Raw genomic sequence first — 13,789 nt, 5'->3', positions numbered from 1 at the left:
AGACTTTTAAATATAGAGAGAGCCCAGCAGGAATGCTGGGCTTTTTTGCATATAGAGATAATAAAACTGACTGAAATTTATATAAGTGTTATATTCAAGTATATAACTAAACATAAAAATCAACGTTATATTTATCTTACACATCATACATAACCTTAAATATTTCTTATAAGTATCATTATTTTAACTATATTAATGATATACAATTCTATTCTATTGAAAACTAAAATTTGTTTTTTTACTAAAACTATATTGGTATTCAATGAAAATACATATAACATATTCGTTAGTGATGATAAGGAATTTATATGGATTTATTGGAATTACGCGAACAATATAGAAGTGGTAAACAATACAAATATATATACTTTTGGGGGCATGTAGAAAAGCAACCTTCTATCATAACAAAGAGTTGTTTTAGCCAATGGTATCCAAGTCGTTTTGAGGTTGATAATATTTACTATGCAACAGCAGAACATTATATGATGGCTGAGAAAGCAAGATTATTCGGTGATGAGCAAATATTATCAAAAATACTTACTGCTAATTCACCTGGATTAGCAAAAGCATTAGGGCGTCAAGTAAAAGGCTTCATACCGGATATTTGGGATGCACACTGTTTAAATATAGTCATAAATGGTAATTTTGCTAAGTTTTCACAGAATCCAAAGTTAACTGATTTTATATTATCAACCAAACAAAGAATATTAGTAGAAGCAAGCCCCGTCGATAAAATATGGGGGATAGGTTTGTCTATGGATGATCCTAATATTGATAATCCGTTAATGTGGCGTGGAAAAAATTTGCTTGGATTTGCTTTAATGAATGTTCGACAACAGTTACAAAAAAAATTATGAAATTATTTAACTAATCTTGGATAAGAAGCAATATTCTGCTAATAAATATTGCTTCTTGATTTATTAACCTAATAATAAGGCATCGTCAGTTACTTTTTCACCACGAGTTTTTTCAAACATAGCGAGCAAATCGTTTACTGTTAGCTTTGAACGTTGTTCTCCAGAAACATCAAGTACGACCTGACCTTGATGAAGCATTACTGTTCTATTGCCGTACTCTAATGCTTGTTTCATAGAATGGGTAACCATCATGGTAGTTAAATGATTTTTAGAAACAATTTCATCGGTTAGGTCTAAAACAAATTGTGCTGTTTTAGGATCGAGAGCTGCTGTGTGTTCATCAAGTAATAATATCTTGGATGGTTGTAATGTTGACATGAGTAGACTGACGGCTTGTCTTTGTCCACCAGAAAGCAATCCCATCATATCGGACAATCGATTTTCTAAACCTAAATTCAGCGTTGCTAGTTTTTCTTTAAATATTCCGCGTAACTTTTTATTTAAAGCAGGAGATAATGTAAAGCTATGACCCCGGTTATAAGCAATAGCAAGATTTTCTTCAATGGTTAAGTTTTCACAAGTCCCAATCATTGGGTCTTGAAATACTCGAGCAACTAAACCAGCCCTTTTCCATGCAGGCCATCGTGTTACATTTTTTCCATTAATAATGACACTGCCTGAGTCGGCAAGTAAATCACCACTAATTACATTGAGTAATGAGCTTTTTCCAGCTCCATTACTACCTATAATTGTAACAAATTCACCTTCGCTTATATTAAGATTTAATCCTCGTAATACATGATTTTCGATAGGTGTCCCTTGATTAAAAGTTAATTGTAATTCTCCAACTTTAATCATGCTTACTTCCTCTTTTCTTTGCACGTTTTTTTAACTGTTTAGGTAAAACTAAAGCAAGTACTACCAAGATTGCTGTAATAAGATTTAAATCTTCGGTTCCAACACCAATCGCTTGTAAAAATTCATTACTGAGTGCAAATGCAATGAATAAGCGATATAAAATCGAACCAAAAATAACCGCCAGCATAACAGCCCAAATACGCTTAGTTGGAAAAATACTTTCACCAATAATAATTGATGCAAGCCCTATAACTATAGTACCTACGCCAATCGTAATATCTGCTCCGCCTTGGGTTTGTACGAATAATGAACCGCCAAGAGCAATTAAGCCATTCGATATTGCCATACCAAGAATCGTGATACCACCAGTTGGAATACCTTGAGATTTAGCCATTCGTTGGTTGGTTCCTGTTGCTCTTAAAGCTAATCCCATTTTAGTATTTAAAAAGAGATTAAGTAATAACCAAAATAGAATTACAAAACCTAATATCATAAGTGGTTGTACAATATATTGGTTACTGTAATCCTCAGCAATAAATGGTGAAAATATTGTTTTGGCATCAAGCAAAGAAAGATTAGGCGAACCAGCCAACCTTGGTGTTTCGTCCATAATATAAGGTCCAATACCTAATATTCTTAAATTGATAGAATAAAGACCTATCATGACGATGATACTTGAAAGTAGTTGTAGTATATTGAGTTTAACATACAATATTCCAGTCATTGCTCCAGCAATACAACCTGCAAACATACCTAACAATGTCGCTATCCATGGATCAATACCTACGTAAATACATAGACCACAAATAGCCCCTCCAAGCGGAAAACTTGCATCAGCGGTAAGATCCGGAAAATCGAGTAAACGGAATGAGATAAAAACACCTAAACTAACCAGTGCATAAATAAGTCCAATTCCAATAGAACTTAATAAAAATTCAAAAGACATGAAAACATCCACTAAAAATTAACCGCCAATATGGCGGTTTAGTTATCAAAAGTTACAATTATTTTTCAACAATTTTGGCTGCTGATTTTAATACATCTTCAGATAAAGTAATACCTTGGCGTTCAGCAGCTTTTTTATTAATTGTTAATTGAGTAATATTACCAACTTGTGGTGGAATATCCCCCGGTTTTTCGCCATTAAGTATACGAATAACTATTTTACCAGCTTGGCGGCCAAGATCATAATAACTCATTCCTAAAGCTGCAATTGCACCACGTTCGGCTGATTCAGGATTTGATGCAACAAGAGGAATTTTACTTTCATTAGCAATTTTAGCTAAAGCTTCATAAGATGAAACAACGTTATTATCGGTAGTCGTATAAATCATATCAACCTTACCTTTTAAACTTCTTGCCGCTGTTGATATATCAGAGGTTCGCTGTGCAGGAGCAGCGATAATTTTCATCCCTCTTTTTTCAAGTTCGATTTGCAATTGTTTTAATATAATCGTTGAATTAATTTCACTTGGACTATAAACATAACCAATATTTTTAGCATCAGGTTTAATTTTTAACATCATCTCAATTTGAGAATCTAGAGATAAGGCATCGGATACGCCTGTCACATTAGTTTTTGATGCATCCCAACTTGGTGTTAATTTAGCAGCCACAGGATCAGTAACAGCGGTAAAAACAATAGGAATAAGTTTTGTTGTTGCAACTAAAGTTTGTGAACTTGGTGTTGCGATACCAACAATTACATCAGGTTTATTTGCGACAAATTGTTTCGCTATTTGAGCTGCATTTGCACTGCTACCTTGTGCACTGGCAAACTGAAGTTTTAAATTTTCCCCAGCAATATAGCCATTATCTTTAAGTTCATCTTCAACACCTTTGCGTACATTATCTAGTGCTGGATGTTCAACAATGGCAGTAATGGCTACAAATTTTTGTTCGGCTTTTGTATCTGCGTAAGAATAAAATGCAGCGAACGGTAAACTGAGAAGCATAAAAAGTTTTATAATATAATTACGCATAGAGAGTACTCCTGTACTGTTTTTTTTACAACCAAGCTAAATTTTGACTTACTATAAAGCAAAATTAAATATTTTTCCAGAATAAAAAAAGAACTCGCAAGTGTAAATATTTTATTACACTGTGAGTGATGATTGGCTATAAATAGGATGTTATTTGTAATATCACACTCTGCTCATACCATTAAGCAAAATTATTCTATACTATTTTTAATAAAATTTTAATTAATTATTGCCCAATTATTTTATAAGCTGATTGAATAATTTCGGGGGATAAATTTACTCCTTGTTTTTTTGCTGCGTCAGTATTAATTACAAGATGTAAGGTTTGTCCAAGTTCTGGGGCAATACTTCCAGGTTTTTCACCATTTAATATCCGAACAACAAGCTTACCTGATTGGCGGCCAACATCATAATAACTCATACCGTAAGCAGCAACAGCTCCTCGTTCGATTGCATCAGGAAACGATGCTAAAAGGGGGATTTTATTTTCATTGGCAAATTTTACTAACGATTCATAAGCGGAAACAACATTATTGTCTGTTGTTGTATAGATTAAATCTACTTTACCTTTTAAAGTATTGGCTGCTGTTGAAATATCAGCAGTTCTTTGTGCGGGAACAGCTACAAGTGAAATATTTTGTTTGGATAAATGAATTTGTAGATTTTTTAGAACCACGGTAGAGTTAATCTCACTTGGACTATAAATATATCCTACAGATTTAACATTCGGCACAATTTTCTTCATAAAATCAATTTGAGGAATAATTTCTTGATAATCTGAAACTCCAGTAATATTTGTGCCCGTCGGTTGCCAGTTTTTAATTAATTTTGCAGCAACGGGATCAGTAATTCCTGCAAATATAACAGGGATTTGTTTGGTTGCTGCAGCAGTTGCTTGTGCGCTAGGAGTTGCAATGGCTACAATGGCATCAGGTTTTGCTGAAACAAATTGTCTAGCTATTTGAGCGGCAGTGGCACTACTTCCTTGTGCACTTTTATATTGTACCGTTAAGTTTTCGTTTAACTTATAGCCACTATCTATTAATTCATCTTTCACGCCATCACGGATTTGATCTAATGATGGATGTTCAACGATTGCTGTAATTGCTACATGTTTAATCTTATCAGCGAAACTAAGCTGCGGGATAAATAGCATTATTATCAAAAAAATAAAGCGTCTCATAAAATACACTCATAAACTAGTACATTAGTTCAATTCTAACCTTATTAATATAAAATGTTAAGATGTATTTTATTCAAATGATAAATATCGCTAATCAAGGCTCTCGTTTGCAAATAAAATTGATTGTGAAATTAATAATATTGATAAAAATTAGTTTAAAACTATCAATGTCAATTAACGCTGTTATTGCGCAAATATAAAAGGATTTATGCCACTTTTAGCAAATCCTTCCTCTTCTGTTTTGATATCTAAGATCAACGAAGCGATATCATCTGCAATAATTTCAATACGAGGATCTTTATCTTGATCTAGAATTTTTAGATAACTATGGCAAGCATCACAACATTCTGTTTTTGTTGCAGATAGCTCTTTATCCAGTGAAAAATATTGAATGTCTTGCATATTATCACAACAAGTACACTTTATTCGAGGTACGTACCATTCACTTTCACATAAGCTACAGTGTAAATAACGTAACCCATTGTTACTTCCAAGTTGAATAATACTGGCAACGGGCATACTATTACACACTGGGCATAACCAGTTTTTATCGGTGCTCTCTGCGATAGCCTTACCTTTGATTTGACTTGCTAGCTGGCTATAGTAAACCGATAATGCTGACCAAATAAACATAGCTTCATTACCTTCTACACAATTAAATTCACCATTAATTAAATGGGTTGCTTTATCTTGTAGTTGTTCTGAACTATTTTGTCTGAGTTGTTCTATCACTAATCGAATTTGTTCTGTGGTTGCGGTAACTGAACTTAATAGGTCGCTTAAATATGTCTGCCAAAAAGTGGATAAAGTAAAGTTATATAAACTTAAAGGTGGGTGTTGACCATCAAGGATATTAGGTAAATCTATGTTCACTGGTTTTTGTTTTACAATATTTGCTTGTACTTCAGCAATTGTGGCACAAAATTTCAAATATTCACTAAATGGACTACTTGTTGCCAGATCTTTTAAACGTTCCGCGCGATGAATATATAGTGTTTTCGGAGATGGATAAAAGAGTAGTGGGATTTGTCGAATAACTGAATTTGTTGTTTGTTGTTCGAGTTGCTCTTGTGGGATGATTTTTATACTCATTATTGATTACCGTTTACTATCGTTTTATCCATAATTTTTCATAATTAAATGTTATCGGTTAATTGAAATTAACGATAACATTTATTTGATGTAATGAGTTATTACGCTGGTTTATGCTCTACTTTTGTTGTTTGTTCTGTTTCTGCTTCGGTATTAGCATTAAGTTCTTTCTGATATATTTTTGCCATTTCTTCTTCATACCATGCAGAATGGTTTTTACGAGCCCAAGCACGTGATACATAACCTGTTATCATGCCTTTAATTGATCCCTTAACCCAAAGAGCCATATAAGCATGGCCAATAGCGAGTAAAATTAATCCTATTGCAGCAAGAGAGTGGAAGAATATCGCGATACGGACAATTTGAACTGGAAAATAGTCAGAAACATACCTACGCCACATGATCATTCCAGTGATAAATAACACAGATATTAAGCTCATAATACACCAGAATAAAAACTTCTGACCAACATTGTATTTACCAATTGGAATACCTTCTTCTTTACCCATAATTACATGCTTAAAGTTCTTTATCCATACAATATCCGCTTTATTTGGAATATTATGGTGTGCAAGTTTCAAGAACATAAACATTAATAGTACGAACACAACACAGCCAATCATTGGATGCAATGCTCTAACTAATTGAGGGGTTCCGAGTACTAAACCAAACAGTTTAATTGATGGAAAAAATAAAAATAGGCCAGATAGTGCGGTTAGAATAAAAAGACATACCATACACCAATGACAAAAGCGAACAATAAGTGGTGTTCTTAATATCATGTCTTTTTTATTCATGACGATTCTCCTGTTGCGCTGAATTAGTGCTATTTTTACGTTCAAAAATTGGTAATCCTAGGCGTTTTCTAGCTTGTTTATCAGCTTCTTTTTCATGCTCTATATCTTCTTCATCAACTTCAATTGCACCAACTCCCATATAATGGAATAGTAGGCCTCCAAATGTTGCAATGAATGCAGCTGCGGATAACGGTTTCCATGCACCTTTCCAGAATTTAACAATTTCACTAATGTGAGGATCTTTTGGTAAACCATGATATAGTTCTGGTTGATCAGCATGATGTAAAACATACATTACATGAGTACCGCCAACACCTTGAGGATCGTAAAGACCAGCCTGTTCAAAACCACGTTTTTTAAGATCCTCAATGCGATGTTCGGCATGACGAATCATATCTTGCTTTGTACCAAAATGAATTGCTCCTGTTGGACAAGTTTTGACACAGGCAGGCTCTTGTCCCACTGAAACGCGATCAACACATAATGTACATTTGTACGAGTGATTATCCTCTTTACTGACTCGTGGAATATTAAATGGACAGCCAGCAATACAGTAACCGCAACCAATGCAGTGTTCTGATTGAAAATCTACAATACCATTTGCATATTGAATGATTGCACCTTCTGATGGGCAGGCTTTTAGACAACCTGGATCAGAACAGTGCATACAACCATCTTTACGAATCAGCCATTCAAATTTACCGTTTACTTCGACTTCAGAATAACGCATTACTGTCCAAGCTTTAGGCTCTAAGTCTGCTGGGTTATCATAAACACCAACAGTATGACCGATTTCTGCACGTAGATCGTTCCATTCGCTACATGCAACTTGGCAAGCTTTACAGCCGATGCAGGTAGTCACATCAATCAGTTTTGCCACTTCCTGTTGATAATCTCGAACTCGAGGAGCTGGAGTTAAAGCATTCGTTGCTGAGCGGCGGATAATATCTTGAGTTTGTAATGACATATCTTTTATTCTCCCTAACTTATGCCGCTGTAGTTACTTTTTCGATATTCACTAAGAAAGATTTGTATTCCGGTGTTTGCGAATTAGCATCACCTAAATGAGGAGTTAATTCGTTAACTAAAAATCCTTTCTTTGTTTGCCCGGTAAAACCCCATACGATTGGAATTCCAATGGTTTCAACTTCTTTACCATCAACGGTTAGTGTAGGAAGGCGCTTAGTCACAACCGCTTTTGCTTTGATGTAACCGCGGTATGACGTTACTTTAACGGTATCACCAAGTTTTATTCCTTTTTTATTTGCTAAATTCTCACTTAGCTCAATAAATTGTTCCGGTTGTGAAATAGCGGCCAACCTTGCATGTTGCGTCCAAAAATGGAAATGCTCTGTTATGCTGTAAGTTGTTCCGACATAAGGGAATTGGCTGGCATCTCCTAAGCGAGCCAAGTCTTCTTTAAATGCACGAGCTACCGGATTGTTGATCTGGTTAGGATGTAATGGGTTATTGGTAATTGGTGTTTCAAAAGGTTCATAATGTTCTGGGAATGGCCCATCGACTAACCGATTCAAACAAAATAGTCCGCCTAAACCATCATTATTCATAATGAAAGCTCCTGCGCCAGAACTTGGCGATAATGTTGCGGTGAAATCGGCAACGTCATTGCCATCCCAACTTGAACCATTCCATTTTACTAAGACTCGTTTAGGATCCCATGGTTGACCATTTTCATCAGCAGAGGCTCGATTATAAAGTATGCGTCGATTCATTGGCCATGCCCAAGCCCAGCCAGCATGAATACCTTTACCAGATGGATCGCTTGGATCGCGTCGTGCCATTAGGTTACCCTGCTCTGTCCAAGAACCGCAGAATATCCAAATACCTGATGATGTTGTACCGTCTGCTTTTAATTGAGAAAAACCACTTAATAATTGTCCTTTTTTAAGAATAATATTGCCATTCGCATCAGTCATATCTGCCAGTGCTCGGCCATTACACTCTTTTGCTAGCTCTTCAGCAGATGGCCCTTCAGGATCTTGATAATCCCACGATAAATTATTAATTGGTTCGTGATAAGCACCACCTTCTTCTTCATAAAGTTCTTTGATTCTTAAATAAATGCGCGCAATAATTTCTGGATCATAAAGTGAATCATAAGGTGGTCTTGCCGCTGCCCAGTGCCATTGCAATAAACGTGATGAGTTAACGATTGTACCGTTTTCTTCAGCAAAACAGTTAGCAGGTAGTCTAAATACTTCGGTTTGAATTTTGCTTGGATCTACATCATTTGATTCGCCATGATTTTTCCAAAATTCAGCCGTTTCTGTTGGCATTGGATCAATGTTAACCAGAAATTTTAGCTTAGATAATCCTTCACGAATACTATTTTTATCTGGTAGCGCAGCAAGCGGGTTAAAACCTTGACAAATAAAGCCATTGGCTTGACCATCACGCATCATTTTGCTGAATCTTAAAACATCATAGGTTTTATCCCATTTCGGTAACCAATCAAATCCCCAATTATTGTCAATAGTGGATTTATCACCATACATAGTTTTCATGAAACTGATAAAAAATTTAGGGTAATTCCCCCAGAAATTAACTTCATTAGGACCGAGTGGTTTTGGTGTTTTTTCATCTAAATATTGTTGAAGTGAAACTTGAGAATCTTTAGGGAGTTCAAGATAGGCAGGTAAACGATTGGATAATAAACCAACATCGGTTAAACCTTGAATATTCGAATGTCCACGTAGGGCATTAATGCCGCCACCCATCATACCAATATTACCTAAAATTAGCTGGATCATCGCGGCCGTACGAATAATTTGTGTACCGTAGCTATGTTGCGTCCAACCTAATGCATATAAAAAGGTTGCAGCTCTGTCATTTGTTTTGGTACTCGCTAAGGATCGGCAAACATGTAAAAATCCTTCAATAGGACTACCAGTTACTTTATTAACCATTTCAGGTGTATAGCGACTTACGTGCTGTTTGAGTAGATTCCAAACACAACGAGGATGATTTAATGTTTTATCACGAAGTGCAAAACCATTTTCATCTTTTTGATATGCCCAACTGGTTTGATCATATTGTTTGGTTGTTGCATCGTAGCCACTAAAAAGTCCACTGTTTGCATCAAAATTAAAATCATCACGAATAATTAAACTTGCGTTACTGTGAGTAACTAAATAATCATAATTAACTTCATTATGTGTAATAAGATAATTAATGATACCGAGCAAAAACGCAATATCCGATCCTGCTCTAATCGGTACATAATGATCAGCAACAGAAGCAGTTCGGTGAAAACGTGGATCAATGGCAATTAATTCTGCGCCGTTAGTAATTTTCGCTTCAATCGCCCATTTAAAGCCAACCGGATGTGCTTCTGCGGCGTTCCCTCCCATGACAATAACAACATTGGCATTTTTAATGTCATTCCAATTGTTGGTCATTGCTCCTCGTCCATAAGTTGCTGCTAAGCTTGATACTGATGGGCCATGACAAACTCTTGCTTGGGTTTCAAGACTTAACATACCTAATGAACGTGCCACTTTAAATGCTAGCCAACCTGTTTCATTGCTAGCGGCAGAAGTAACAAGCCAGCCTGTTGTTGTCCAACGGTTTACTGTTGTACCTTGTTCATTTTTTTCAATAAAATTTTTGTCACGATCTTCTTTCATCAAACGGGCAATGCGATCAATCGCTTCATCCCAACTAATACGTTGCCATTTATCCGAGCCGGGTGCACGATATTCTGGATATTTAACGCGTTGTTCACTTTTGATGTAGTCAAGTACTCCTGCACCTTTTGGACAAAGCGAGCCACGACTAACAGGATGGTCAGGATCACCCTCTACATGAAATATTGATGATTCGGCATTTTTGGCGCCATCTCCCCGGCTATAAAGCAACATTCCACATCCAACAGAACAATACGTACAGTTATTGCGGGTTTCTTTTGATTTTAGTAATTTAAATTGGCGCGTTTGTGCAAGCGCTACATTCGGCATTAAACCCAGTGTAGCTACAGTTGTTCCTGCCATGCCACCAGCACAGATCTTAAAGAACTGCCTACGGTTAAATAGCATATAGACTCCTTAGAAAGCAGACATTACATTATTAAATTTATTGTATTGGAGGCGATAAATATCCTTATTGCTATTAATAATAATCGTTTATTGAACAGAAATAAAGGGAAAAACAAATAGTAATTGTTAAAATTTGATGTTTGTCAAAAAATAAATTGATGTATATATTTAATACGATGAATTTAAGAAAAAGAAAGGTTATATCCTAGTGAAAAAGCTTTAGGAATACATAATGGTTAAGCATATTTATCGCTACTTATTTAATAGTGTATCAAATAAAAATAATTATATATTCCTAAAAACAATACATTTTTAATCTTTTATTAATGGATTGATTTCATCAATAGTTTGCATGACTCGCGCGGTAATTAAAGGTTTAAGTATTTTGTTCATAGTTTCAATTTTTGGCAAATTGGCTTCATCTTTATCATCTAAGTAGCCTTGTTCACGTAGTGATGCGACTAATATTGAAAATACGCCTTTGTCAAAAAATTCAGGCGCATTAATACCATGTAAAACAGACAATCTTTCAGCAATTAATCTACCTTCTTTTTCCAAAGTAGCACGACTGATAGATGGATCCTTTTGTAACAAAGAGAATGCAATCATATAGCGCTGTAATGTATCTTTCGATGATGAAGCAAGTAATTGCAATCCTAAAATTTTTAAATAGTTTAACGTTAATTTATCCGGTGAATAATTGATTAAATTTAGTTCAGCATAAGTTGCAATTATATTATTCACATATTCAGTGAGCTGTTCATCATTGTGGTAAAGGAATAATTCGGATTTTATCAATGGGAAAAGTAATTTTACTTGTTCAATGACCTCTTGTGATGAAATTCTATTATGCTTTAACAATATTCTGGCTACTATTGCAGGAATAATGAGTAAATGTTGGATATTATTACGGTAATAGGTCATTAATACCGCTTGTTCGGGTGTAAGACCAACCATTTCACCAACTTCATCTGTTGTGATAATAAATTTTCCCATCTGTTTTGCATGTTCAAACAGCTCTTCGGGAGTTTGATCTGGGATAGTAACTAAATCAGAATAGGGCACTTTGTTTAATAATTTTATGAGATAACCAATATGTTCAATTAATCTAACTTTCGTTAATGCACACTGATCTGCTGCTAATAATATTGAGCTACATAAATTCATTGCATTAATTGCTGCTGATGAATTAATGCGTTCCATTATCTCCTTGGCAAGTAAGTTGGTTGTTGGTGTTAACCAGTGTGGGCGTTGAGAGCCTGTTGGTTCAATTTCATCACGCCAATTAGGGATATGTTGATTTAAAAATTGATTTAATGGGATAGGTTGCCCAAAATTAACATAACCAAAACCTAATTTTTTTAGTTTAAAAAAGGCTTTAATGGTCCGCCATAAACTCTCTTTTTCTTTTTTGGCTCCTCGCAATTCATTTGCATAGGTTGCAACTTCTAAAACATGTTCATAACCAATATAAACAGGAACAATCGTAATTGGTCTGCTATCGCCACGTAATAAGGTCTGTACTGTTATTGTTAACATGCCTGTTTTAGGATCGAGTAATCGTCCTGTACGAGAGCGACCACCTTCAATAAAATATTCAACAGAATAACCACGAATAAATAGTTCAGCTAAATATTCACGAAAAACAGCGGTATAAAGTTTATTTCCTCGAAATGAACGACGAATAAAAAAAGCACCTAAACGTCGAAAAATGGGACCAGCTGGCCAGAAATTTAGGTTAATACCTGCGGCAATATGTGGAGGAACTAATCCTTGACGATAAAGAACATAGGATAACAACAAGTAATCCATATGACTACGATGGCAAGGCGCATAAACAATCTCGTGCCCGTTTTGTGCTAACTCCCGAATTGGGTCCGCATTGGTAACTTTTAATCCTTGGTAAAGTCTATGCCATGCCCAAGTCAGAATAAAGTCAGTTACTCTGAGCATACGATAAGAAAAATTAGCTGCAATTTCATTTAAAATGGATAAGGCATTTTTTTTAGCTTTATCAAGATTAATGTTTTTGCTTTTTGCTTCTTCTTGTATGGCTTCTGAAATGTTTGGATTATGTAATAATTTATTAAGCATTTCTTGTCGAACAGGCAGTTTTGGCCCAACTGATGCTGTTCTTTGTTTAGCAAAATGAATTCGAGCAACACGTGATAATTTGCGTGCTAATGTTGAAATATCTTGGTTATTGTCAAGTTGGAGCGTTTTAAATGAAACGGTTCGAGAAAAGTGAGTATAACAATCTCGCCCAGAAACAATTATTTTATATAACTTATACGTTGCACCCACCACTTGCAGTGATGGCATTTTTTTGCCTTCTTTATCTGGTCTTCGCCCAAACATTACCGAAACTGGTAACATTTGCACATCCAGATCATGATTTTGCTGATGTGCAGAAATATAATCTCTTAGAATCTCAATAGCTTTAGTTTGTTGTCGATAAGAGGCAAAAATACCCGGTCCTTTATCAATATAAATATACGACGGTACGATCTTTCCATTGATTTCAATGCCTGTCAGGGGATCAGGTAAATGATATTTTAAACAAAGAGATCTAACGACCATCAAATCAATTTGTGAGTTATAAGGAAGTACATATAAAATAGGTTTACTTGAATCCAGATTCAGTTCTTCTATTGGATCGGTAGGAATCGGTTTACTTTTAACAAAAAGTTTGACTAAGATTTGGATAAGCAAAAAATAGACTTTAGTCCACCATGAAAACATAAAAAAATAAACCTCAGAATTTTACACTATTGATATACTTAAATAAATTTAATTATAAGCTTGTTAATTAAACAGAACTATTTGTTAATCTTATAAAACTAAACGTTTTTTAAATAAAGAGATAACTTAAGTATATACTCGTTACTAATTAATTGTTAGCAATTTTGCACGATCTTTAGGCTATGCGATTTACTGAACGTAATTAATTTTTAACGAAATATAA

10 protein-coding genes are annotated in these 13,789 nt (G+C 35.0%); 1 reads left to right on the top strand and 9 read right to left on the bottom strand.

The annotated features are described in order from the left end of the window. The first annotated feature begins 308 nt into the window (after window positions 1-308). Window positions 309-857 (top strand): NADAR family protein, encoded by a 549-nt coding sequence (locus H3S88_RS12000; RefSeq protein WP_198229021.1) that lies wholly within the window; start codon window positions 309-311, stop codon window positions 855-857. Between the two features lie 63 nt (window positions 858-920). On the opposite strand, the gene H3S88_RS11995 is transcribed toward H3S88_RS12000, so the two are convergent. The 9 genes from H3S88_RS11995 to plsB all read right to left on the bottom strand — a co-directional run bounded on the left by H3S88_RS11995 (window position 921) and on the right by plsB (window position 13,566). Next, window positions 921-1,715, bottom strand: a complete 795-nt coding sequence (locus tag H3S88_RS11995) for an ABC transporter ATP-binding protein (protein ID WP_198229020.1) — start codon at window positions 1,713-1,715, stop codon at window positions 921-923. Next, window positions 1,708-2,661 carry an ABC transporter permease gene (locus H3S88_RS11990; protein ID WP_198229019.1) on the bottom strand — a complete coding sequence of 318 codons (954 nt, stop codon included), beginning with the start codon at window positions 2,659-2,661 and terminating at the stop codon, window positions 1,708-1,710. Before H3S88_RS11990 ends, H3S88_RS11995 begins: the two co-directional genes overlap by 8 nt. Window positions 2,662-2,719: 58 nt before the next feature. Further along, window positions 2,720-3,697, bottom strand: a complete 978-nt coding sequence (locus tag H3S88_RS11985) for an ABC transporter substrate-binding protein (RefSeq protein WP_232352594.1) — start codon at window positions 3,695-3,697, stop codon at window positions 2,720-2,722. 226 nt (window positions 3,698-3,923) lie between these two features. After that, complete coding sequence (locus H3S88_RS11980; RefSeq protein WP_198229018.1) at window positions 3,924-4,880, bottom strand: ABC transporter substrate-binding protein; 957 nt, start codon at window positions 4,878-4,880, stop codon at window positions 3,924-3,926. Window positions 4,881-5,063: 183 nt separating this feature from the next. Further along, the gene (gene fdhE / locus H3S88_RS11975; protein ID WP_198229017.1) at window positions 5,064-5,972 is read right to left on the bottom strand and encodes a formate dehydrogenase accessory protein FdhE; all 909 of its coding nucleotides are present in this window, start codon (window positions 5,970-5,972) and stop codon (window positions 5,064-5,066) included. A gap of 101 nt (window positions 5,973-6,073) precedes the next feature. After that, a complete protein-coding gene (locus tag H3S88_RS11970; protein ID WP_065737933.1) occupies window positions 6,074-6,769 on the bottom strand; it encodes a formate dehydrogenase subunit gamma in 696 nt (231 codons plus the stop codon). After that, the gene (fdxH, locus tag H3S88_RS11965; RefSeq protein WP_065604063.1) at window positions 6,762-7,736 is read right to left on the bottom strand and encodes a formate dehydrogenase subunit beta; all 975 of its coding nucleotides are present in this window, start codon (window positions 7,734-7,736) and stop codon (window positions 6,762-6,764) included. The genes H3S88_RS11970 and fdxH overlap by 8 nt, the downstream gene beginning before the upstream one ends. A gap of 19 nt (window positions 7,737-7,755) precedes the next feature. Continuing rightward, window positions 7,756-10,824 (bottom strand): formate dehydrogenase-N subunit alpha, encoded by a 3,069-nt coding sequence (fdnG, locus tag H3S88_RS11960; RefSeq protein WP_198229016.1) that lies wholly within the window; start codon window positions 10,822-10,824, stop codon window positions 7,756-7,758. Between the two features lie 312 nt (window positions 10,825-11,136). Further along, window positions 11,137-13,566: a glycerol-3-phosphate 1-O-acyltransferase PlsB gene (gene plsB, locus H3S88_RS11955; RefSeq protein WP_198229015.1), complete on the bottom strand. Its 2,430-nt coding sequence runs from the start codon at window positions 13,564-13,566 to the stop codon at window positions 11,137-11,139. Window positions 13,567-13,789 lie beyond the last annotated feature (223 nt).

The sequence above is a fragment of the Gilliamella sp. B14448G11 genome (assembly GCF_016101765.1).
Classification (GTDB): Bacteria; Pseudomonadota; Gammaproteobacteria; order Enterobacterales; family Orbaceae; genus Gilliamella; species Gilliamella apicola_N.
The sequence above is the reverse complement of the archived record's forward strand: the minus strand, read 5'-3'. Positions and strand labels throughout refer to the sequence as shown.

Excerpts from the sequence above, each read along its gene's own strand:
- plsB (WP_198229015.1), bottom strand. The coding sequence starts at position 13,566 with ATGTTTTCATGGTGGACTAAAGTCTATTTTTTGCTTATCCAAATCTTA.
- H3S88_RS11970 (WP_065737933.1), bottom strand. The coding sequence starts at position 6,769 with ATGAATAAAAAAGACATGATATTAAGAACACCACTTATTGTTCGCTTT.
- fdnG (WP_198229016.1), bottom strand. The coding sequence starts at position 10,824 with ATGCTATTTAACCGTAGGCAGTTCTTTAAGATCTGTGCTGGTGGCATG.
- H3S88_RS11980 (WP_198229018.1), bottom strand. The coding sequence starts at position 4,880 with ATGAGACGCTTTATTTTTTTGATAATAATGCTATTTATCCCGCAGCTT.
- fdhE (WP_198229017.1), bottom strand. The coding sequence starts at position 5,972 with ATGAGTATAAAAATCATCCCACAAGAGCAACTCGAACAACAAACAACA.
- H3S88_RS12000 (WP_198229021.1), top strand. The coding sequence starts at position 309 with ATGGATTTATTGGAATTACGCGAACAATATAGAAGTGGTAAACAATAC.
- H3S88_RS11985 (WP_232352594.1), bottom strand. The coding sequence starts at position 3,697 with ATGCGTAATTATATTATAAAACTTTTTATGCTTCTCAGTTTACCGTTC.
- H3S88_RS11995 (WP_198229020.1), bottom strand. The coding sequence starts at position 1,715 with ATGATTAAAGTTGGAGAATTACAATTAACTTTTAATCAAGGGACACCT.
- fdxH (WP_065604063.1), bottom strand. The coding sequence starts at position 7,736 with ATGTCATTACAAACTCAAGATATTATCCGCCGCTCAGCAACGAATGCT.
- H3S88_RS11990 (WP_198229019.1), bottom strand. The coding sequence starts at position 2,661 with ATGTCTTTTGAATTTTTATTAAGTTCTATTGGAATTGGACTTATTTAT.